The organism is Shinella sumterensis, from assembly GCF_004514425.2.
GTDB classification, from domain to species: domain Bacteria; phylum Pseudomonadota; class Alphaproteobacteria; order Rhizobiales; family Rhizobiaceae; genus Shinella; species Shinella sumterensis.
In genome coordinates, this window is sequence record NZ_MYFN02000002.1 from 279,165 (window position 1) to 298,075 (window position 18,911).

Genomic DNA, 18,911 nt, shown 5'->3' on the forward strand with positions numbered 1-18,911 from the left:
CATGAAGGCTGATATCCATCCCGACTACCACGTCATCAAGGTCGTCATGACCGATGGCACCGAGTACGAAACCCGCTCGACCTGGGGTTCGGAAGGCGCCACGATGAACCTCGAAATCGATCCGAAGTCGCACCCGGCCTGGACCGGCGGCAACCAGCAGATGCTGGACCGTGGCGGCCGCGTTTCCAAGTTCAAGAAGCGCTTCGAAGGCCTCGGCCTCTAATCTGCCCTTCGCGGACGGTTTTGAAGAACCCGGCTTCGGCCGGGTTTTTTGTTGTCTGCTGTTCGGCGCTGCCCCTCACCTGCCTGCCGGCATCCTCTCCCCGCAAGCGGGGCGAGGAGGGCGGGGCGCACCGTTTTCCTGCATTCTAAGGCTGGAGGAGAACGGTGCAACATCCCCTTCTCCCGTTTGCGGGGAGAAGGTCCCGGCAGGGGGATGAGGGGCTGCAACACGCAATACAGACAAAAAAACCCGGCCGAAGCCGGGTTATCATGCGTTCACCTGCGCCGTCTTCAGCTGTTGCCGAAGGCTGTCTGCAGCAGGTTGAGCTGGGCCTGGACGCTGTTCTGGTTGTCCGGCTGGAAGGTCTGGACATCTTCAGGACGGTAGATTTCGCGGTCGAGCAGGGCGATGCGGTTCTGCAGGCGAAGCGAGCGCTCGATCAGGTCGCGGAAGGCTTCGGGCAGGTCGTTCCAGCCGGGCGCGGTCTTGTCGACGTTGAAGCTGTCGAGGCGGACCTTGCTCTTCTCCGACAGGATCTGGTCGCGGCTCATCTCGCCATTGTTGACCGCACGCTGGAGCAGCAGCCAGGAGGCCATCTGCATCAGGCGTGTCGTGAGGCGCATCGATTCCGCTGCGTACAGCACCGAAGCCATCCGCGGCAGGACCTTGGAAGCCTGGCGACCGACACCGTCAAGATAGCTCGCGGTTTCCTCGACAAGACCCATGCCCTCGGCATAGATGGACTTGAATTGTGCGGACGACGCAACATGGCCAGCGAAGCTGACGGTATTCAATCCTCTTTCGGACATGGTTCTTTCCCTGTTGAACGCATCACTTGCAGGTAACGGCAGGTCGGACGCTGGTGTTCCAGCTCTTCGTTCCATGGCGTAAGGATGATCTCTTAGCCTACTTCGCGCAAGGGTATTCTTAAGAAAGGGTTAATCTCCACAATTGTTTCCGGACACTTTGCGGCGGCTTTGCGGCAAACAAAAAAAGAGCCGCGAAAAGCGGCTCTCAAGGTAAAACAGGGAGAAAATCAGACCGATTCGCCAAGCGGTGAAAATGTCTGAACCCGGAAGGACCGGATGGGCAAGTAATAGGCTGTAAGGCTTAATGTCCGGTTAACTTTGTTCCAGCTTTGCCGATAACTGTGCCTTTTCGGCCAGGGTGCGACGATTGCTGCCTATCGGAACAGGTTTTCGGCCGCCGAACGGCTGGCATCCTTCTTCTCCCGCTCCGCTTCCAGCCGGGTGATTTCCTGCTTCAGCAGGTCGATTCGCACCGTCAGTTCATCCACCGAAAGCAGCGACAGGTCGCTGCCGATCTCGTGCGCGATCTTTTTCTTGGGACGGTCGTCTTCGAAGAGGCTCATGCGGTCTGCTCCTCCTGGGGCGCGTCGGCGCCGGCCTGCACGGGCGGCAGGGCGCGTGGCGACAGCTGCAGGCTTTCCGGCGTGGTCATCGTGCCGGGGTTGATGGTGGTGTAGGCGTCGCGCATGTCGGCCGGCAGGGCGGCGCGGCGACGGCTGCGCAGGATCGCATAGGCGGTGATCAGGATGTGGGCGCAGCAGGTGACGGCGAAAAGGGCATAGGGGCCGACGGCCGACATGATCGGGCCGCCGATGGTCGGGCCGATGATCGTGCCGACGCCATAGAGCAGGAGCAGACCGCCGGAGACCTTCACGAAATCCTCGGCGCTGGCAAAGTCGTTGGCGTGCGAGACCGCGATGGGATAGAGCGCGTTCGCCATGGCGCCGTAAAGGGCCGTCAGCACGAGCAGGAGCGTGACGGAGGCCGGCTGGAAGACGAAGATGGCAAACCCGGCGCCGGCGGCGATCGCCGAGAGTACGGCGAGCACGATGCGGCGGTCGACGCGATCGGAAATGCGGCCGGCCGGCAGCTGCATGATCGCGCCGGCGAAGATGGCGACGCTCATCATGATGGCGATGGTGCCGGACGTCAGGCCCGCATTGGCGCCGAAGACCGCGCCGAGCGTGCCGAAGGCCCCGTTGGCGATGCCGATCAGCACGATACCGACGCAGGCGATGGGCGATGTGCGGTATAAAGCGGGGATATCGAGCCTGACCTGCTTCAGCGGCTGCGGCGATGCCGCGGTGGAGAGCGTCGTCGGCAGCATGGCCAGGCAGTAGAGGATGCCGGCGAACATGAAGAGCATCGGCGTCGTCACGTCGCCGAGCGCGACGGTCATCTGGCCGCCGACGGTGCCGACCAGGGTGATGGCGATGTAGAGGGAGAAGATGAGGCCGCGGCTCTCGTTCGTGGCGCGCTCGTTCAGCCAGCTCTCGATGATCATCGACGTGCCGGCAATCGAAAAGCCGGTGACGGCGCGCAGCGCGATCCACCAGACGGGGTCGACGAGCATGCCGGTCAGCAGCGCGATGATGGCGATGAGCGAGGCGAAGCCCGAAAAGGCACGGACATGGCCGATGCGTTTCACCACCGTCGGCGCCAGCAGGCAGCCCAGCACGAAGCCCGTTGCCCAAGACGTACCCAGAAGGCCGAGCATGGTCGTCTCATATCCCTCGAAAGCACCACGCATCGGCAGGAGCAGGCCGTGCAGGCCGTTGCCGAGGAAGAGGAACAGGGTGCCCATCAGAAGCGAGAAGACGGATATGAGGTTTTTTCGCATGAGCTCTTCACAAATTCATCGATAGCAAAGCAATAGCGCACCTGTTGCTGATTGCCAGATGCAAAGACGGCGGCGGGGCGAATTTGACCCTACCGGCTGATCGCTTGGAAAAGTGTCTGAGGTGTGACAGGAAGGGACAAGAAAGGCCGCCATGTCGAAAATCCTGCCAGCACTTCTTCTCGCCGTCATGCTGCTTCATGTCATCCGGCCGCTCGGCCTGCCGGGGCTGCGTCGGCGTGCGGATTTCTGGAAGATCGCGGTGGGCGCCATCGCCCTAATGATGCTGACGGTTCTCATCCGCCCCTGAAACGCAAAAGGGCCACCCGAAGGTGGCCCCCATGAGGTTTGGTCCGGTGCGGACCCGAGCCTTGCGGCTCGAAGGAAGGCGGGATCAGAACGAGGGCTGCCTCGTTTCGTTCACCACAATTCCCATGCCCGAAGCCAAGACCGAAATCTCATTAGACATTGGATCACCTTCCTTTCTGTTCGTTGACGATAACAGCAATGTAGGTGATCCGGCGCGCTACACAAGCCCTTCTGGTTATTTCTGCTGATTGAGCACGTCGACGCCAGGAAGCGGCTTGCCTTCCATCCATTCCAGGAACGCCCCGCCGGCCGTCGAGACATAGGTGAAGTCGTCGGCGACGCCGGCATGGTTGAGAGCAGCGACGGTATCGCCGCCACCGGCGACGGAAACGAGCTTGCCTTCCCGGGTACGGGTGGCGGCATGTTTGGCGGCAGCCACCGTGGCGGTGTCGAAGGGGGCGATCTCGAAGGCGCCGAGCGGACCGTTCCAGACCAGCGTCGAGGCGCGCGAAATCCAGGCATTGACGGCTTCGATGGTCTTCGGACCGACGTCGAGCATCATCGCGTCCGCCGGGATGGCGCTGACATCGACGACCTCGTTTTCGGCATTGGCCTTGAATTCGCGAGCGACGACGCCGTCTTCGGGCAGCACGATGGCGCAGCCGGCGCCCGCAGCCTCGATCATGATCTGCTTGGCGGTGTCAGCGAGGTCATGTTCGCAGAGCGACTTGCCGACATCCGTGCCGCGGGCGGCGAGGAAGGTGTTCGCCATGCCGCCGCCGATGACCAGCGCGTCGACCTTCTTCACGAGGTTCATGAGCAGGTCGATCTTGGTGGAGACCTTCGCGCCGCCGACGATGGCGACGACGGGCCGGTTCGGATTGCCGAGACCCTTTTCGAGCGCTTCCAGTTCGGCCTGCATGGTGCGGCCGGCATAGGCGGGCAGAAGATGGGCGAGGCCCTCGGTCGAGGAATGGGCGCGATGCGCGGCGGAGAAGGCGTCGTTGACGTAGATGTCGCCATTGGCGGCGAGGGCGGCGGTGAAGTCCGGGTTGTTCTTCTCCTCGCCCTTGTGGAAGCGGGTGTTTTCCAGAAGCAGGATGCCGCCGTTGTCGAGCGCTGCGATGGCGGATGCAGCGGCATCGCCGATGCAGTCGGATGCGAAGGCGACGGTCGTGCCGAGAACCTCGTTCACCGCCGGCAGGATCTGCTTCAGCGACATGTCGGCGACCACCTCGCCCTTCGGGCGGCCGAAATGCGCCAGCAGGATGACCTTCGCGCCTTTCTTCGACAGTTCGAGGATGGTGGGCGCGACGCGCTCGATGCGGGTGGCATCGGTGACCTTGCCGTCCTTGACCGGCACGTTGAGATCGACGCGGACGAGCACGCGCTTGCCGGCGATGTCGGTGAGGTTGTCGAGGGTCTTGAAGGTCATGGGAGGGCTCCCGTCAGAGTCTTGCGAATAGGGTGGGATAGTCGGTCACGAAGCCGTCTGCATCGACGGGCAATTCCGCTTGGAAGGTCCGGTCATCGGCCTGGTAGAGGTAACGTCGTGCCCGGTCGAGGCACGTGTAGTTCTGCCCGTCCGGAAACGGAGAAAACGTGTCGAACGGCACGTAGACCATTTTCAGCCGCAATGTTCCGGCTTCGGGGGCAAGCCCCAGCCGGCGGATCGGCAGGGTGTTGGTGAAGGGCGTTCCCGCCAGATCGATATCGATGCAGCCGTCGAAGGCCGCAAGCGGTTCGCCGCTTTCGCTTCGCCACCGGCCTTCGCCGTCAGAGGTCATCGCAACGCCGCTGCCGTCCGTCTCCTCCACGCGAAAGGAACGCACGCGCCAGCCAGCGTCGAGATCGATACGATAGTGCACGCCATAAAGACGCCCGTCGTCGCGGTCGCCGATAACGGCACTTTCGGCGCGGATGCCGCCTTCGACGGCACGCACGGTCAGATGTTCCAGCCCCTCGCCCTCCAACGGACGCCAGCGGACCGTCTTCAAGGTGAGGGGCGGAAACATGATGAGCGTCCTTAGATCAGCTTCGCGAAGGCGACAGCCGTGTCGGACATGCGGTTCGAGAAGCCCCATTCGTTGTCGTACCACGCCAGGATACGGACGAACTTGCCTTCAAGGACCTTTGTCTGGTCGGTCGCGAAGATCGACGAGTGGCTGTCGTGGTTGAAGTCCTTCGAGACGAGCGGCTCGTCGGTGTAGCCGAGGATGCCCTTCAGCTTGCCGTTGGAGGCAGCCTTGATGGCTTCGTTGATCTCGGCGGCCGTCGTGTCGCGCTTGGCGACGAACTTGAAGTCGACGACGGAGACGTTCGGCGTGGGAACGCGGATCGAGGTGCCGTCGAGCTTGCCCTTGAGGTGCGGCAGGACGAGGCCGACAGCCTTTGCAGCACCCGTCGAGGTCGGGATCATCGAAAGGGCGGCAGCGCGGGCGCGGTACAGATCCTTGTGCATCTGGTCGAGCGACGGCTGGTCGTTGGTGTAGGAGTGGATAGTCGTCATGAAGCCGTGATCGATGCCGACGAGGTCGTCGATGACCTTCACGACGGGCACGAGGCAGTTCGTCGTGCACGAGGCGTTGGAGATGACGAGGTGATCCTTCGTCAGCTGGTCATCGTTGACGCCGTAGACGACGGTCAGGTCGGCGCCGTCGGCCGGAGCCGAGACGATGACGCGCTTGGCGCCGGCCGTCAGGTGAGCGGCGGCCTTGTCGCGGGCGGTGAAGATGCCCGTGCATTCCATGGCGATGTCGACGCCCATGGCGCCGTGCGGCAGCGTCGCCGGATCCTTGATGGCGGTCACCTTGATCGGCTTGCCGCCGCCGACGGTGATCGTGTCGCCGTCGACCTTCACTTCAGCCGGGAAACGGCCGTGGATGGAATCGTAGCGCAGGAGGTGCGCGTTGGTCTCGACCGGGCCCAGATCGTTGATCGCCACGACCTCGATGTCGGTGCGGCCGGATTCGACGATGGCGCGCAGGATGTTGCGGCCGATGCGGCCGAAGCCGTTGATGGCAACTTTCACAGTCATTTGGGGTCTCTCCCTATGGATAAATGTTTTGGCGGTGAGAGGCGCGGCGGGGCCGCGCCCTCGTGCACTCAGCCGAGCTTGGCTTCCGCGGCGGCGACGACAGCTTCCGGCGTGATGCCGAAATGCTTGTAGAGCTCCTTGTAGGGGCCCGATGCGCCGAAGGAGGACATGCCGATGAAGGTGCCATCCGAACCGATGAAGTAATCCCAGCCCTGGCGGATGCCGGCTTCGACGGCGATCTTGACCGGCGAGTTGCCGATAACGGCCTTCTGGTAGGCCTCCGGCTGCTCGGCGAAGAGCTCGAAGCAGGGGACGGAGACGACGCGGGTCGAGATGCCCTTGGCCGTGAGCGCCTGCTCGGCCTTCACCGCGATCTCGACTTCCGAGCCGGATGCGAAGATCGTCACTTGGGCGTCACTGGCCGACACGAGGTCATAGGCGCCGCGCGCGCAGAGGTTTTCCTCTTCGTATTCCAGACGGACCGGCATCAGGTTCTGGCGGGTCAGCGCCAGACCCGACGGGCGGTTGTGGCTTTCAAGCGCTAGCTGCCAGCACTCCGCCGTTTCCGTGGCATCGGCCGGACGGAACATCAGCAGGTTCGGAATGGCGCGCAGTGCAGCCATCTGCTCGACCGGCTGGTGGGTCGGGCCGTCTTCGCCCAGACCGATGGAATCGTGGGTCAGGACGTGGATGACGCGGATGCCCATCAGCGCGGCGAGGCGGATCGACGGACGGCAATAGTCCGAGAAGATCAGGAAGCCGCCGGAATAAGGGATCAGGCCGCCATGCAGCGCGATACCGTTCATCGCCGCGGCCATGCCGTGCTCGCGGATGCCGTAGTGGATGTAACGGCCCGAGAAATCGGTCGGGGTGATCGACTTGGTCTGGCTCGTCTTGGTGTTGTTCGAGCCGGTCAGGTCGGCCGAGCCGCCGATCGTTTCGCTGAGAACGCCGTTGATGACTTCGAGCGCATCTTCCGAAGCCTTGCGGGTCGCCGGGTTCGGCTTCGTTTCGGCAAGCTTCTTCTTGTAGGCGGCGATTGCGGAATCGAGGCTGCCTTCGAGCTCGCCGGCAAAGCGGCGGACGAACTGGGCCTTCTTTTCGGCATCCGTCTTTTCCAGACGGGCTTCCCACTCCTTGTGCGCCTTGGCGGAGCGGAGGCCGGCGAGACGCCAGGCATCGAGCACGTCGGAGGGAACCACGAAGGCTTCCGCTTCCCAGTTCAGCGCCTTGCGGGTGGCGGCGATTTCTTCCGCGCCGAGCGGCGAACCGTGCACCTTGTGCGTGCCGGCCTTGTTGGGCGCGCCGAAGCCGATGGTCGTCTTGCAGGCGATCATCGTGGGCTTGTCGGACTTGTGGGCTTCCTCGATGGCCGCGGCAATCGCGTCCGGATCATGGCCGTCGACCGCGATCGTGTGCCATTGGCTCGCACGGAAGCGGGCGTGCTGGTCGGTCGAATCGGCCATGGAGATCGGGCCGTCGATCGAGATGTTGTTGTCATCCCAGAACACGATCAGCTTGTTGAGCTTCAGGTGGCCTGCGAGGGAGATTGCTTCCTGGCTGATACCTTCCATGAGGCAGCCGTCACCGACGAGCGCGTAGGTGTAGTGCTCCATCAGGTCCGAGCCGAACTCGTCGCGCAGCTTGCGCTCGGCGATCGCCATGCCGACGGCATTGGCAATGCCCTGGCCGAGCGGGCCGGTCGTTGTCTCGATGCCGGCGGCGTGGCCGTATTCCGGGTGGCCGGCGGTTTTGGCGCCGAGCTGGCGGAAGTTCTTGATCTCGTCGATCGTGATGTCCTCGTAGCCCGTCAGATAGAGCAGCGAATAGAGGAGCATCGAGCCGTGGCCGGCCGACAGGACGAAACGGTCGCGGTTCGGCCAGTGCGGGGTCTTCGGATCGAAGGAGAGAAAGCGGGTGAAAAGAACCGTTGCGATGTCTGCTGCGCCCATGGGAAGGCCGGGGTGGCCGGAGTTCGCCTTTTCCACGGCATCCATGGAAAGGAAGCGAATTGCGTTCGCCATCCGGTCGTGTTTTTCGCGAGAGATCATGACTGTTCCGTATTCTTCGGGGTGTCAGGGCCGGTGTCCCTGAGGGGCGCCGGTTGGAAGCGGCTGACACATAGCAGGTGCACCGTCTAAGTCAACGAATTCGGCGGTTCCTGCGGCCTTTGAGCGCCGAATCCGCCGGGTTTTTTGGCGTTTTCGGGCGAGGTGGAACGCCACCACGCACCATAGGTCGCGAAGCTGATCCACAGCGGCTTTCCGGCGGGTGCGCCCGCGCTGTTGACGCTCTGCCCCGCAGTTGAATACTGTCAATGCGTGGGAACCGGCGCCGGCGGCGGCGATTCGTGTTTTTTGAGAGTGCCGGTGAAGGCTTTATGACACACGGGGAAACAGTCAGGGCTGCAATCGAGGAGCTTCGCAAGGCGCTTGGCAGTCTCGAGAATGCGCTCGACATGCGCTTTGACCGTGAACGGGAACACGGCGAGGTGGAGGGCGAGGTGCGGCGTGTCAATGCCGACCGTTCGCGGCTTGCCCAGGAGCTGGACCAGTCCGAATTCCGCGCCAACCGGCTGGAAGAGGTCAACCGCGAGGTCTCCCGCCGTCTCGTCACGGCGATGGAGACCATCCGCGCCGTGCTCGACCGTTAGGCGCAACAGAAAGAATCCGCATGGCTCAGGTAACCGTTCAGATCGATGGCAAGGCCTATCGCATGGCATGCGAGGAGGGGCAGGAGTCCCACCTGGAAGACCTCGCCGCCGGGTTCGATCGCTATGTCGGGCACCTCAAGGCGCAGTTCGGCGAGATCGGCGATCTGCGCATCACCGTCATGGCCGGCATCATGGTCATGGATGAACTGAACGACGTGACCCGCCGGCTTGAAACGCTCGAGAAAGAAACCGAGCAACTGCGCAGCGGCCGCGAAGGCGTGCTGGTCGAGGTCTCGCGCAGCGAAGAGGCGATCGCCCAGGCGCTCGGCGAACTCACCAACCAGATCCAGGGCATGGCGGCAAAGCTCAACGGCAAGCCGCAGGTCAACTGATCCCGACGCAATTTTTCGTTTCAGCCGGCCAACGCCTGGTCGATTGCCACTGGCGAAGACGCTGCTTTCGGCCTATATGTCATGAGCGATCTGCGCTTCCCGACAGGAACCACAATCCCTGGGGCCATACTCGATCCAACGGGAGCTGTCCCTGACCAGGCTCGTGGGCCTGGACATATGGCGCCCACCTACGTTTGTAGGCACCCAGGATCGTAAATCTCCATCGGTCGCCGCGGATCGCACCTCTCTGTTTTGTCGGCATGCAATGCGCGACCGGCGCTCGTTCAGCCGCAGGAGGCAACCGGCGTGAATATCTTGCGCAGCTGGGAAAGCGGCGCGGCGCCGGGATTGGTTTCCCGGTAAACCTCGTTGTCGAACCAGGTGTCGGATGTGCCGATCTCGATGGCGCTGTCCGCCCACCACGGCTTGAAGACGCCGCTGACCAGCTTCATTTTAACCTCACTCGCGCCGACGCTTTCCACCTGCCAGCATCCGTCTCCTTCGCCCTCTTCCGCGCCGGGCAGGAAGCCGTTCGTCTTGGAGTCCCAGTGCTGGGTCTGCCGCACAAAAAGCCCGGGCTTGAATACCGTGTCGGCATGGGCTGCCGATGGCCCGCAAAGGGTAAGAGCAAGGGCGAGTACGCAAGGAGACGGTGTCGTCGGTTTCATGAAAACCCCTTCATGCCATGGCTGGTCAGTCCCCACCTATGGCACGGGCCGCCAAAGTCAAAGCCGAGACAGCCTGGCCCCGCACATGAAAAAGGCCGCCCGTTCGGCGGCCTTTCGGTAGCATCGGCTTGAAGGTCCTCGCTTACGCGGCTGCCTTCAGTTCCTTGTCGATCATGGCGCGCAGTCCGCCAAGGTCCTTTGCAAAGGCGCGGATGCCTTCGGAGAGCTTGTCGGTCGCCATGGCGTCTTCGTTCAGCATCCAGCGGAAGGTCTTCTCGTCGATCTTGATCGGCGAGACCTTGGCGGCCTTTTCCGGCGAAAGCTTGCGCTCCAGCGTACCTTCGGCGGCGTCCAACTCCTCGAGCAGGGCCGGGCTGATCGTCAGGCGATCGCAGCCGGCCAGCGCCTCGATTTCGCCGGTGTTGCGGAAGGAGGCGCCCATGACGATCGTGTTGATGCCGTTGGACTTGTAATAGTCGTAGATCGAGCGGACCGACAGCACGCCCGGATCGTCTTCGGCCGTGAAGGTCTTGCCCGATGCCTTGACGTGCCAGTCGAGGATGCGGCCGACGAAGGGCGAGATGAGGAAGGCGCCGGCATCGGCGCAGGCGATCGCCTGGGCCTTGTTGAAGAGCAGCGTCAGGTTGCAGTCGATGCCGTCCTTCTGGAGAACTTCCGCGGCGCGGATGCCTTCCCAGGTGGAGGCGAGCTTGATGAGGATGCGGTCGCGGGTGATGCCGCGCGCTTCATAGGCCTTGATGATGTCGCGACCCTTGGTAATCGAGGCTTCGGTGTCGAAGGAAAGGTCTGCATCGACCTCGGTCGAAACACGGCCCGGGACGAGCTCGGCCAGTGCCGCGCCGACGGAAATGGCGAGGCGGTCGGCAACGGCCGCCACGACGCCTTCACGGTTTCCGCCCTGGGACTGGCCCCAGCGGATCGCTTCTGCGACCGTGTCGGCAAACATCGGCGTGCCGAGCGCCTTGAGGACGATCGTGGGATTGGTGGTGCAATCGACCGGCTTCAGGCGGCGCACGGCTTCGATGTCGCCGGTGTCTGCCACGACGGTCGTCATCGCGCGGAGTTGTTCAAGCTTGGACGTCATATCCGAAATCCCGAAATGGTTGTTGCTGGGCGGCGTTCCAGCGGAACGCCAAACCCTCCTCCATGTTCCTCGTCGGCAAACGCGTGCGGCGACAGTGCTTCCTTTTCCGTCGCCGCGCGTGCCCGCACAACCAATCCGCCGACGGAGTGCCGCCAGCCGATATGAGCGGACTATCATCCTTTGCGGGCAAAAAAGCAAGTACTTTTGCTGATCGTTTTGAACATATGTCGCATTTTTTACGGGACGTGTTATGGTGCCCGCAAGTTGCCAGGCAGCATATGTAATGGCGGAAACGGGAGGCGACGTGGCAAGGCTTCGGCGCGACACACATACGGCCTATTCGGAATCGGCGGCCCTTCGGCTGCGCGCCGCGTGGCTCTATTACAATCAAGGCCTTACCCAGAAGGATGTTGCCGAAAAGATCGGCGTCAGCCGCTCGACGGTCATCCGCATGCTGGACGAGGCGCTGAAGCGCTCGGAAGTTCAGATCTGGATCAACGAGGGCATCGCCGACTGCGTGGAACTGGCCGTGCGGCTCGAAAAGGCCTACGGGCTCGACGAGGCCGTGGTGGTGCCGGCGGCCGACAGCGCGGAGGCAACGGCCAAGAGCGTGGGGCTGGCGCTCGGGCAGTTCCTGACCGAGGCGATCCCCGACGACTGCACGGTCGGCGTCGGCTGGGGCCGGACGCTGACGGCGTCGCTCGCGAGTTTCCGCCCGGCGCGACGCGAGCGCGTCAAGGTCGTCTCGCTGCTCGGCGGCGTGGTGGAGGCGCACCACATCAACCCGATCGAATACACCTGGCAGCTCGCGAGCCAGCTCGGAGCGGAATGCTATCTGTTCCTCGCGCCGCTGCTGGTGGATTCACGCGAGACCAAACGGAGCCTCATCGAGAAATGCGGCCTGAAGACCCTCTTCGACCTCGCCGAGAACATGGACATCGCGGTCGTCAGCTGCGGCGATATCGGCCCGCGCTCCAGTTCGCTGTCGCGCGATTTCATCGCCCGGCATGAGCTGGAGGAACTGGTCGCGGCAGGTTGCGTCTGCGACACGATGTGCAATTTCCTCGATGCGCAGGGGCGCACGATCGATCATCCGATCCGCGACCGGGTCATGTCGATCGATCTCGATACGGTGAAGAAGGCGCGCCATATCGTGCTCGTCTCGGGCGGCGCGCACAGGGCTCCGGCCATCCGGGCGACGATCCGGCGCGTCGGCTGCAATACGCTCATTACCGACGAGGGTGCGGCGCTGGCCATGCTGCAACTGGCCGAAGACGCGGCGGCCGCCGATATCAAATCAGGTTGAGACGCAGCGCGCGGGTGATCGCGCCCGTTATGTTGCGGGCGCCGAGCTTGTCGGTGGCGCTGCGCATCGCTTCCGCCACGCGCTGCGACGACAGGTCGGTTTCCAGCACGATATCACTCGGGCTCCTGCCGAGGGCTGCGAGCTCGAGACATCTCTTCTCGATTTCCGTCAGTTCGGGGAAAGGGGGGCGGTCGTTCTGCGCAGGCATGCGGCCCGGTTAGAGACTTGGCCTGCCTGCGGAAAGTTCAAACTGTCGCAATGCTTAACGCCTCTCCTCGATCCCGTGCACGTTTGTGCCATTCCGGGACTCGACGTCGCTGCCACGTTTGGCTGGATGGGGGATTTGCCTTTGCGCACTTTCACCTGATAAGGCACGGCAAAATGCTGGAGATACCCGTGACATCTTCCATGACGGCGAAGGAACTGAAGGCGGTGATCCGCAACGAACGGCTGGCCTTGCGCGACGCGATGACGCCGCAGGCGCGTCTCGAAGCGGGACAGGCAATGACCGACCATGCCGGCGAACGTATCCTCTTTGCGCCGGGCGCCGTCATTTCGGGTTTCTGGCCGATTCGCTCGGAAGCGGATATCCGGCCGCTCATGGCGCAGTTGCGCGCGCGGGGCGCCAGGCTCTGCCTGCCCGTCGTGCTCGACCGGGAGACAATCGTGTTTCGCGCGTGGGAACCGGATGCCCCCGTGGTCAAGACGGGCTTCGGCACGACCGGGCCGGGGCCGGAAGCCACTGTGCTCGAACCCGATATTCTCCTCGTGCCGCTTTCGGCGTTCGACAGGGCGGGCAACCGCATCGGCTACGGCGCCGGTCACTATGACCGTGCCATCGACCGGCTGAAGGCGAAAGGACGGACACCGAAACTGATCGGCATTGCGTTCGACTGCCAGGAAGTGGCATCAGTACCGGCGGAACCGCACGACGTCCCTCTCGACGCTATTCTCACGGAAAGCGGTCTCCGCACGGTCCAACAGGTTTCTTAAGGCAGTTCGATGCGTTTTCTCTTTCTGGGCGACATGGTGGGCAAGACCGGGCGGACGGCCGTCTGGGAGCGCCTGCCGGGATTGATCAGCGATTTCAAGCTGGATTTCGTCGTCGTCAACGGGGAGAACGCGGCCGGCGGCTTCGGTATCACCGAGGATATCTTCCTCAGCACCATCGATGCCGGTGCCGATGTGGTGACGACCGGCAACCACGTCTGGGACCAGAAGGAGGCGGTGGGTTTTGCGGGCCGGCACGACCAGTTCCTGCGCCCCGCCAACTATCCCGCCGGCACGCCCGGCCGCGGCGCGAACCTTTTCATCGCCCGCAACGGGGCGCGCGTGCTGGTCGCCAACATCATGGGGCGCGTCTTCATGCATCCCGAGCTGGACGATCCCTTCACGGCGGGTGAGGCGATCCTCGCATCCTGCCCGCTCGGCGAGCAGGCGGATGCCATCATTTTCGATTTCCACGCGGAAGCGACAAGCGAGAAGCAATGCTTCGGCCATTTCGTCGATGGCCGCGCCAGCGTCGTCGTCGGTACGCATACGCATGTGCCGACCGCCGACTGCCAGATCCTGAGCGGCGGTACGGGTTACCTGTCGGATGCCGGCATGTGCGGCGATTACGATTCGTCGCTCGGCATGGAAAAGGAAGAACCGTTGAACCGGTTCATTTCGAAGATGCCGAAGGGGCGGTTCGAGGCCGCGTCCGGCCCTGCCACGATCTGTGGCCTCGCCGTCGAGATATCTGATCGCACCGGCCTTGCCGAGAAGATCGCACCGCTTCGCCTGGGGCCGCGCCTCAGCGAAACGGTGCCGAGCTTCTGGTAACGTCAGATCATGCGGCGCAGCTGATCGGCTGACCCTTCGTTGAAGCGCAGATGCGCCTTCACGCCGACATCCGGCTCTTCTTCCGGATTGAAGTTCGCCTTGGCGATCTCCCAGCCGAATTTCAGCTTGCTGCCGGTCGAAGCCCAGATCTCGGCATCGTCCATTTCCAGCGCGAGCATCGTGAGCTTCGGGTCGCTCTTGCCGTGGTCGAACCATGCCTCGACGATGGAGCTCCAGTATTCGTCGATCTTCACCGGATCCTTGCGCACGCTCAGGCGGCCGGCGATGCAGGCATGATAATCGTGATCCTTGCCGACGACGCAGAAATGCGCATGGGCGCCCGGTGTCAGCGCCTTGACGATCTCGGCGTCCGTCCGGGTGAAGAACCAGATCGTCGCCGTCTGGCGATCGAGCTGCGGCGACATCGGCTGCATGTGCATGTGCGCGCCTTCGATGCCGAGCATGCCCGCATGGATCTTGTCGATCTCGTCGAACAGCTGTTCTTTCGGATTTTCGCGCGCACGGGTGATGTTGGACATGGTGTTCCTCGCAATCGTTGGTTTGTTCCCGCAGAAAACGTGAGGTCCCCGGCGAAGGTTCCGCTCAACGGATTGTGATCGCGCTCCCGGCATCGCGGCCTCGACCTGCGGAAGCGTCGGGCGCATAGTCGCGCCGACCAATGAACGGAGCCGCTCATGCCGCATCTCCTGCTCATTCCGTTGATCGTAGCCGCCGTGTATCTGCTGGCGCCGCGCCCATCCCTCGCCCAGACAGAGACGCCACCGATCAGCCAGTGCCAGATGATCGCGCGCGCCTTGCCGTCCGTCACCTTCGCCAGCTTCTCCGCCGACCCGGTGCTGAAGGTGCAGGCCAAGGCGGATGAGGAGGTGCGCATCACCTATGTCGGCCATTCGACCTTCTTCATCGAGACGCCCGCGGGCGTGCGGATCGCCACCGATTATAACGGCTGGTATGCGCCGCCGGCGTTGCCGGATGTGGTGACGATGAACAAGGCGCATTCCAGCCACTACACGCTGAACCCTGATCCCGGGATCGACCATGTCCTGCACGGCTGGGACGAGACGTCGGAAAACGGTGCCGACCACGACGTCGTCGTCGGCGATGCCTATATCCGCAATGTGCCCACCGATATCCGGGGCTGGGGCGGCGCGATGGAGCCGAACGGCAACTCCATCTTCATCTTCGAGGTCGCGGGCCTGTGCATCGGCCATCTCGGCCACCTGCATCATGAACTGACGGAAAAGCAGTATGCCGAGATCGGCCGGCTCGACGTCCTCATGGTGCCGGTCGATGGCGGCTTGACCATGGGCGCGGAAAGCATGAGCCGCGTCGTGCAGCGTCTTCGTTCGGCGCTCATTCTGCCCATGCACCGCCGCGGGCCGCCGATCAGCCAGTTCCTCTCGATGTTCGGCAGCGGCTTCGATGCCGTGACCGACGATGACGCCACCGTCACGGTCTCCATCCGCAGCTTGCCGAAGCGGCCGACGATTCATATTCTCTCCGGCGTCTGATGCCGGAGTAGACCCGCATGCGTCTTGTTCTTGCCCTGCCTGCACTGCTGCTTTCGTCGGCCCTCGCCTTCGCAAGCGGTGCGCCGACACCTGTCAGCCCTGCGGGAGATGCCGGCAAGCCGCGGCAGACGGAAACGAAGCCCGCCGAAAGGCTGCCCACGCGCGCCTTGGGCGTGGCGGAACATTTCGTCATGCCCTCGGGCAATATCGGTTGCACCTACATTCCCGAGGGCGGGACCGATGTCTATCAGCCGCCCGACGGTGGGCCGGAACTCTCCTGCGATCGTATCGAGCCGAAATATCTGCGGGCGATCCTCGGGCGCAGCGGCAAGGCGACCGTCCTGTCCGATGTCGGCGACCAGGGCTGCTGCAGCGCGGACCGCACAATCGCCTATGGCGACGTGTGGCGCGGCGGCCCGTTCACCTGCTATTCGGAGCGCACGGGGCTGACCTGCGAGCGCAACGATGGTCATTCCTTCCTGCTCAGCCGGGCCCATGTGCGCGCCGACTGAACCGCCCTCGCTTTGTTCCGTGGCCCTGCTGGACGTGTGGCGGCAATGAAATTATAAGGCGGCATTCCGAAAATCGGGGCGGCAGGCCGGCGCGATACAGCGCCCTTGTGCTCCAGCGTACAGACCGGCGACCGAAACGACGGGCGCCAAACGAGACAGGGGTGCCATGGCTGGCCATTCACAGTTCAAGAATATCATGCACCGCAAGGGTCGGCAGGACGCCGTGCGGTCGAAAATGTTTTCCAAGCTCGCCCGTGAAATCACGGTTGCGGCCAAGACGGGCCTGCCTGACCCGGCCATGAACGCCCGCCTGCGTCTGGCGATCCAGAACGCCAAGGCGCAGTCCATGCCGAAGGACAATATCGAGCGCGCCATCAAGAAGGCCTCGGGCGCCGACAGCGAGAACTACGAAGAAGTCCGCTACGAAGGTTATGGCCCGGGCGGCGTCGCCGTCATCGTCGAGGCGCTGACGGACAACCGCAACCGCACGGCTTCCTCCGTCCGCTCGACCTTCTCCAAGGCCGGCGGCGCGCTGGGTGAAACCGGTTCGGTTTCCTTCTCCTTCGACCGCGTCGGCGAAATCACCTACAAGCTTTCCGTCGGTGATGCCGACGCCGTCATGGAAGCCGCCATCGAGGCCGGCGCCGAGGACGTGACGACGGACGAGGACGGCCACACGATCATCTGCGGTTTCGAGGATATCGGCGACGTCTCCAAGGCGCTGGAAGACAAGCTCGGCGAAGCCGAGACCGTCAAGGCGATCTGGAAGCCGCAGAACACGGTGCCGGTCGACGAGGAAAAGGCGCAGTCGCTGATGAAGCTCATCGACACGCTGGAAGACGATGACGACGTGCAGAACGTCTATTCGAACTTCGAAGTCTCCGACGAAGTCATGGCCAAGCTTTCGGCCTGATCGGATTTTCGATCTCTTCCGTCGCCCCCGGGCCGGGCCTGAGGATGACGCAGGGAGCACACAGCAAAAAGGCCGGGTGACGTTGTCCCCCGGCCTTTTGTTATGCCGCCTCGGCCAATTCCCGCTGCGCCTGCGCAAACAGCCGCACCGATTTCAGCCGCGCGTCCATGTCGTAGATCGGCATGGAGATGATCAGTTCGTCCGCCTTCGTCAGATCCAGGAAATCGGCGATGCGCCTGCGGATTTTTTCCGGGCCGCCGACGACGGCATATTGCAGCGTGTGCTCGACATTGATGTGCTCCTGTTCGCTCCAGAAGCCGTCCATGCTGTCCACCGGCGCCGGGAAGGCGCCGGGCGTGCCGCGGCGCAGGCGCACGAAGGATTGCTGCATGGACGTGAAGAGGTGGTCGGCTTCCGCATCCGTATCGGCAGCGGCCCCCATCACGCCCACCATGGCGTGAGGCTTGTCGAGATACTGCGACGGCTCGAAGCGCTCACGGTAGATTTCCAGCGCCGAGAGCAGCATGTCGGGTGCGAAATGCGAGGCGAAGGCGAAGGGCAGGCCGAGCATGCCGGCGAGATGCGCCGAATAATGGCTGGAGCCCAGCAGCCAGACAGGCACGTTGCTGCCCGCACCGGGAATGGCGATGACCTTCTGCTCCGGGCTGATCGGCCCCATGAGCTGCATCAGCTCCACGACATCCTGCGGGAAATTGTTGGAACTGGTTTCGAGATTGCGCCGCAGCGCCTGCGCGGTGCGCATGTCGGTTCCCGGCGCACGGCCGAGGCCGAGGTCGATACGGTCGGGGAAGAGGGCTGCAAGCGTGCCGAACTGTTCTGCGATGACCAGCGGCGAATGGTTCGGCAGCATGATGCCGCCGGAGCCGACGCGGATTTTCTGCGTGCCGGCGGCGACATGCTGGATGACGAGCGCGGTGGCGGCGCTGGCAATGCCGCGCATGCCGTGATGCTCGGCAAGCCAGAAGCGCTTGTAACCCTGCGCTTCGGCTTCCTGCGCGAGGCGTCGGGAACTGGCCAGCGATTGGGCGACGGTGCCGCCTTCGATGACCGGTGAAAGGTCGAGGATGGAGAAGGGCACCATGATGCAGCCTCATGTAAGGGAATTTGATCGTCCTCCCATGTAGGTTCAGTTTCCTGAAATCCAAGCGACGCTTTCCGAGTTTATGGGAATGGCGTCAATGTTTTTGTTTTGTTCACATTTGGCTGGCAGGGTTCCTCCGAGAGGATTAGGGTTCACCCATGCAGGAAACGATTCGCATCATCGGCATCGATCCGGGGCTTCGCCGCACCGGCTGGGGCGTTATCGAGACACTCGGCAATTCGCTGCGCTTCGTTGCGTCCGGAACCGTGACTTCCGATGGCGACATGGATCTTGCCTCGCGCCTGTGCCAGCTACATGACGGGCTCGCTGACATCATACACAGCCACCAGCCGCACGAAGCCGCCGTCGAGCAGACCTTCGTCAACAAGGATGCGGTGGCAACGCTGAAACTCGGCCAGGCCCGCGGCATCGCCATGCTGGTGCCCGCCCGCGCCGGCCTGCGTGTTGCCGAATATGCGCCGAATGCCGTGAAGAAGGCGGTCATCGGAGTCGGTCATGGCGAGAAACAGCAGATCCACATGATGCTGAAGGTCCTGATGCCCAAGGCAACCTTCGTGGGCAACGATGCCGCCGACGCGCTGGCCATCGCCATCTGCCACGCGCACAATCGCCAGGGCCTTTCCGGCCGTCTCGCCAAGCTCGTCGGTTGATTTGTTCTTGACTTGTTC

At 63.3% G+C, this 18,911-nt stretch carries 23 protein-coding genes and 1 other RNA gene; 12 read left to right on the plus strand and 12 right to left on the minus strand.

Annotated features, from left to right (window positions below; all coding sequences use genetic code 11):
• Nucleotide 1 precedes the first annotated feature (1 nt).
• Nucleotides 2-223, plus strand: a complete 222-nt coding sequence (gene rpmE / locus B5M41_RS05095) for a 50S ribosomal protein L31 (RefSeq protein WP_117370525.1) — start codon at nucleotides 2-4, stop codon at nucleotides 221-223.
• 290 nt (nucleotides 224-513) lie between these two features.
• Here the strand turns inward: rpmE and rcdA are convergent, their stop codons facing one another.
• The 3 genes from rcdA to B5M41_RS05110 all read right to left on the minus strand — a co-directional run bounded on the left by rcdA (nucleotide 514) and on the right by B5M41_RS05110 (nucleotide 2,872).
• Nucleotides 514-1,032, minus strand: a complete 519-nt coding sequence (gene rcdA / locus B5M41_RS05100) for a protease adaptor protein RcdA (protein WP_134645826.1) — start codon at nucleotides 1,030-1,032, stop codon at nucleotides 514-516.
• Nucleotides 1,033-1,406: 374 nt separating this feature from the next.
• A complete protein-coding gene (locus B5M41_RS05105; protein WP_134645824.1) occupies nucleotides 1,407-1,595 on the minus strand; it encodes a DUF1192 domain-containing protein in 189 nt (62 codons plus the stop codon).
• Complete coding sequence (locus B5M41_RS05110) at nucleotides 1,592-2,872, minus strand: MFS transporter (protein WP_134645822.1); 1,281 nt, start codon at nucleotides 2,870-2,872, stop codon at nucleotides 1,592-1,594. Before B5M41_RS05110 ends, B5M41_RS05105 begins: the two co-directional genes overlap by 4 nt.
• A 151-nt stretch (nucleotides 2,873-3,023) precedes the next feature.
• Between B5M41_RS05110 and B5M41_RS05115 the strand changes: the two genes are divergently transcribed.
• The gene (locus B5M41_RS05115) at nucleotides 3,024-3,179 is read left to right on the plus strand and encodes a hypothetical protein (RefSeq protein WP_167718723.1); all 156 of its coding nucleotides are present in this window, start codon (nucleotides 3,024-3,026) and stop codon (nucleotides 3,177-3,179) included.
• A gap of 234 nt (nucleotides 3,180-3,413) precedes the next feature.
• Here the strand turns inward: B5M41_RS05115 and B5M41_RS05120 are convergent, their stop codons facing one another.
• The 4 genes from B5M41_RS05120 to tkt all read right to left on the minus strand — a co-directional run bounded on the left by B5M41_RS05120 (nucleotide 3,414) and on the right by tkt (nucleotide 8,266).
• Entirely contained in the window at nucleotides 3,414-4,613 is a 1,200-nt protein-coding gene (locus B5M41_RS05120; protein ID WP_134645820.1) for a phosphoglycerate kinase, read from the minus strand.
• A 13-nt stretch (nucleotides 4,614-4,626) separates the two neighbouring features.
• Nucleotides 4,627-5,193, minus strand: a complete 567-nt coding sequence (locus B5M41_RS05125; RefSeq protein WP_134645818.1) for a putative glycolipid-binding domain-containing protein — start codon at nucleotides 5,191-5,193, stop codon at nucleotides 4,627-4,629.
• Between the two features lie 11 nt (nucleotides 5,194-5,204).
• The gene (gene gap, locus B5M41_RS05130) at nucleotides 5,205-6,215 is read right to left on the minus strand and encodes a type I glyceraldehyde-3-phosphate dehydrogenase (protein ID WP_134645816.1); all 1,011 of its coding nucleotides are present in this window, start codon (nucleotides 6,213-6,215) and stop codon (nucleotides 5,205-5,207) included.
• 68 nt (nucleotides 6,216-6,283) lie between these two features.
• A complete protein-coding gene (gene tkt / locus B5M41_RS05135) occupies nucleotides 6,284-8,266 on the minus strand; it encodes a transketolase (protein WP_134645814.1) in 1,983 nt (660 codons plus the stop codon).
• 329 nt (nucleotides 8,267-8,595) lie between these two features.
• On the opposite strand from tkt, the gene B5M41_RS05140 reads away from it, so the two are divergent.
• The 3 genes from B5M41_RS05140 (at nucleotide 8,596) to ssrS (ending at nucleotide 9,503) form a co-directional block, all read left to right on the plus strand.
• Nucleotides 8,596-8,868 carry a DUF4164 domain-containing protein gene (locus tag B5M41_RS05140; protein ID WP_134645812.1) on the plus strand — a complete coding sequence of 91 codons (273 nt, stop codon included), beginning with the start codon at nucleotides 8,596-8,598 and terminating at the stop codon, nucleotides 8,866-8,868.
• Nucleotides 8,869-8,888: 20 nt separating this feature from the next.
• The gene (locus tag B5M41_RS05145) at nucleotides 8,889-9,260 is read left to right on the plus strand and encodes a cell division protein ZapA (RefSeq protein WP_134645810.1); all 372 of its coding nucleotides are present in this window, start codon (nucleotides 8,889-8,891) and stop codon (nucleotides 9,258-9,260) included.
• Between the two features lie 84 nt (nucleotides 9,261-9,344).
• Nucleotides 9,345-9,503: non-coding RNA, 6S RNA (ssrS, locus tag B5M41_RS05150), on the plus strand.
• A 41-nt stretch (nucleotides 9,504-9,544) separates the two neighbouring features.
• On the opposite strand, the gene B5M41_RS05155 is transcribed toward ssrS, so the two are convergent.
• Nucleotides 9,545-9,928 (minus strand): hypothetical protein, encoded by a 384-nt coding sequence (locus B5M41_RS05155; protein ID WP_134645808.1) that lies wholly within the window; start codon nucleotides 9,926-9,928, stop codon nucleotides 9,545-9,547.
• 142 nt (nucleotides 9,929-10,070) lie between these two features.
• Nucleotides 10,071-11,033, minus strand: a complete 963-nt coding sequence (tal, locus tag B5M41_RS05160; RefSeq protein ID WP_134645806.1) for a transaldolase — start codon at nucleotides 11,031-11,033, stop codon at nucleotides 10,071-10,073.
• 304 nt (nucleotides 11,034-11,337) lie between these two features.
• Here tal and B5M41_RS05165 point away from each other — a divergent pair, with 304 nt between their 5' ends.
• A complete protein-coding gene (locus tag B5M41_RS05165) occupies nucleotides 11,338-12,339 on the plus strand; it encodes a sugar-binding transcriptional regulator (RefSeq protein ID WP_134645804.1) in 1,002 nt (333 codons plus the stop codon).
• Here the strand turns inward: B5M41_RS05165 and B5M41_RS05170 are convergent.
• Nucleotides 12,326-12,547: a helix-turn-helix domain-containing protein gene (locus tag B5M41_RS05170; RefSeq protein ID WP_160871586.1), complete on the minus strand. Its 222-nt coding sequence runs from the start codon at nucleotides 12,545-12,547 to the stop codon at nucleotides 12,326-12,328. The genes B5M41_RS05165 and B5M41_RS05170 overlap by 14 nt on opposite strands.
• A gap of 200 nt (nucleotides 12,548-12,747) precedes the next feature.
• Between B5M41_RS05170 and B5M41_RS05175 the strand changes: the two genes are divergently transcribed.
• Nucleotides 12,748-13,332, plus strand: a complete 585-nt coding sequence (locus B5M41_RS05175) for a 5-formyltetrahydrofolate cyclo-ligase (protein WP_134646225.1) — start codon at nucleotides 12,748-12,750, stop codon at nucleotides 13,330-13,332.
• Nucleotides 13,333-13,341: 9 nt separating this feature from the next.
• Nucleotides 13,342-14,163 carry a TIGR00282 family metallophosphoesterase gene (locus tag B5M41_RS05180; RefSeq protein ID WP_134645802.1) on the plus strand — a complete coding sequence of 274 codons (822 nt, stop codon included), beginning with the start codon at nucleotides 13,342-13,344 and terminating at the stop codon, nucleotides 14,161-14,163.
• Nucleotides 14,164-14,165: 2 nt separating this feature from the next.
• Here B5M41_RS05180 and B5M41_RS05185 read toward each other — a convergent pair whose 3' ends face one another.
• Nucleotides 14,166-14,702, minus strand: coding sequence for a pyridoxamine 5'-phosphate oxidase family protein (locus tag B5M41_RS05185; RefSeq protein ID WP_134645800.1), 537 nt, complete (start codon nucleotides 14,700-14,702; stop codon nucleotides 14,166-14,168).
• Between the two features lie 156 nt (nucleotides 14,703-14,858).
• On the opposite strand from B5M41_RS05185, the gene B5M41_RS05190 reads away from it, so the two are divergent.
• From B5M41_RS05190 to B5M41_RS05200, 3 genes are all read left to right on the plus strand, one after another.
• A complete protein-coding gene (locus B5M41_RS05190; protein ID WP_134645797.1) occupies nucleotides 14,859-15,695 on the plus strand; it encodes an MBL fold metallo-hydrolase in 837 nt (278 codons plus the stop codon).
• A 17-nt stretch (nucleotides 15,696-15,712) separates the two neighbouring features.
• On the plus strand, nucleotides 15,713-16,207 hold the full coding sequence (locus tag B5M41_RS05195; protein WP_134645795.1) for a hypothetical protein: 495 nt from the start codon (nucleotides 15,713-15,715) through the stop codon (nucleotides 16,205-16,207).
• Nucleotides 16,208-16,373: 166 nt separating this feature from the next.
• Nucleotides 16,374-17,120, plus strand: coding sequence for a YebC/PmpR family DNA-binding transcriptional regulator (locus B5M41_RS05200; protein ID WP_134645793.1), 747 nt, complete (start codon nucleotides 16,374-16,376; stop codon nucleotides 17,118-17,120).
• A gap of 100 nt (nucleotides 17,121-17,220) precedes the next feature.
• Here B5M41_RS05200 and B5M41_RS05205 read toward each other — a convergent pair whose 3' ends face one another.
• The gene (locus tag B5M41_RS05205; RefSeq protein WP_134645791.1) at nucleotides 17,221-18,222 is read right to left on the minus strand and encodes an LLM class flavin-dependent oxidoreductase; all 1,002 of its coding nucleotides are present in this window, start codon (nucleotides 18,220-18,222) and stop codon (nucleotides 17,221-17,223) included.
• Between the two features lie 158 nt (nucleotides 18,223-18,380).
• Between B5M41_RS05205 and ruvC the strand changes: the two genes are divergently transcribed.
• Nucleotides 18,381-18,893, plus strand: coding sequence for a crossover junction endodeoxyribonuclease RuvC (ruvC, locus tag B5M41_RS05210; RefSeq protein ID WP_134645788.1), 513 nt, complete (start codon nucleotides 18,381-18,383; stop codon nucleotides 18,891-18,893).
• The last annotated feature ends 18 nt before the right edge of the window (nucleotides 18,894-18,911 follow it).

What these genes read in the sequence shown, in the direction of transcription:
- rpmE (WP_117370525.1), top strand. Translation starts at nt 2, where the DNA reads ATGAAGGCTGATATCCATCCCGACTACCACGTCATCAAGGTCGTCATG.
- rcdA (WP_134645826.1), bottom strand. Translation starts at nt 1,032, where the DNA reads ATGTCCGAAAGAGGATTGAATACCGTCAGCTTCGCTGGCCATGTTGCG.
- B5M41_RS05105 (WP_134645824.1), bottom strand. Translation starts at nt 1,595, where the DNA reads ATGAGCCTCTTCGAAGACGACCGTCCCAAGAAAAAGATCGCGCACGAG.
- B5M41_RS05110 (WP_134645822.1), bottom strand. Translation starts at nt 2,872, where the DNA reads ATGCGAAAAAACCTCATATCCGTCTTCTCGCTTCTGATGGGCACCCTG.
- B5M41_RS05115 (WP_167718723.1), top strand. Translation starts at nt 3,024, where the DNA reads ATGTCGAAAATCCTGCCAGCACTTCTTCTCGCCGTCATGCTGCTTCAT.
- B5M41_RS05120 (WP_134645820.1), bottom strand. Translation starts at nt 4,613, where the DNA reads ATGACCTTCAAGACCCTCGACAACCTCACCGACATCGCCGGCAAGCGC.
- B5M41_RS05125 (WP_134645818.1), bottom strand. Translation starts at nt 5,193, where the DNA reads ATGTTTCCGCCCCTCACCTTGAAGACGGTCCGCTGGCGTCCGTTGGAG.
- gap (WP_134645816.1), bottom strand. Translation starts at nt 6,215, where the DNA reads ATGACTGTGAAAGTTGCCATCAACGGCTTCGGCCGCATCGGCCGCAAC.
- tkt (WP_134645814.1), bottom strand. Translation starts at nt 8,266, where the DNA reads ATGATCTCTCGCGAAAAACACGACCGGATGGCGAACGCAATTCGCTTC.
- B5M41_RS05140 (WP_134645812.1), top strand. Translation starts at nt 8,596, where the DNA reads ATGACACACGGGGAAACAGTCAGGGCTGCAATCGAGGAGCTTCGCAAG.
- B5M41_RS05145 (WP_134645810.1), top strand. Translation starts at nt 8,889, where the DNA reads ATGGCTCAGGTAACCGTTCAGATCGATGGCAAGGCCTATCGCATGGCA.
- B5M41_RS05155 (WP_134645808.1), bottom strand. Translation starts at nt 9,928, where the DNA reads ATGAAACCGACGACACCGTCTCCTTGCGTACTCGCCCTTGCTCTTACC.
- tal (WP_134645806.1), bottom strand. Translation starts at nt 11,033, where the DNA reads ATGACGTCCAAGCTTGAACAACTCCGCGCGATGACGACCGTCGTGGCA.
- B5M41_RS05170 (WP_160871586.1), bottom strand. Translation starts at nt 12,547, where the DNA reads ATGCCTGCGCAGAACGACCGCCCCCCTTTCCCCGAACTGACGGAAATC.
- B5M41_RS05175 (WP_134646225.1), top strand. Translation starts at nt 12,748, where the DNA reads ATGACGGCGAAGGAACTGAAGGCGGTGATCCGCAACGAACGGCTGGCC.
- B5M41_RS05180 (WP_134645802.1), top strand. Translation starts at nt 13,342, where the DNA reads ATGCGTTTTCTCTTTCTGGGCGACATGGTGGGCAAGACCGGGCGGACG.
- B5M41_RS05185 (WP_134645800.1), bottom strand. Translation starts at nt 14,702, where the DNA reads ATGTCCAACATCACCCGTGCGCGCGAAAATCCGAAAGAACAGCTGTTC.
- B5M41_RS05190 (WP_134645797.1), top strand. Translation starts at nt 14,859, where the DNA reads ATGCCGCATCTCCTGCTCATTCCGTTGATCGTAGCCGCCGTGTATCTG.
- B5M41_RS05195 (WP_134645795.1), top strand. Translation starts at nt 15,713, where the DNA reads ATGCGTCTTGTTCTTGCCCTGCCTGCACTGCTGCTTTCGTCGGCCCTC.
- B5M41_RS05200 (WP_134645793.1), top strand. Translation starts at nt 16,374, where the DNA reads ATGGCTGGCCATTCACAGTTCAAGAATATCATGCACCGCAAGGGTCGG.
- B5M41_RS05205 (WP_134645791.1), bottom strand. Translation starts at nt 18,222, where the DNA reads ATGGTGCCCTTCTCCATCCTCGACCTTTCACCGGTCATCGAAGGCGGC.
- ruvC (WP_134645788.1), top strand. Translation starts at nt 18,381, where the DNA reads ATGCAGGAAACGATTCGCATCATCGGCATCGATCCGGGGCTTCGCCGC.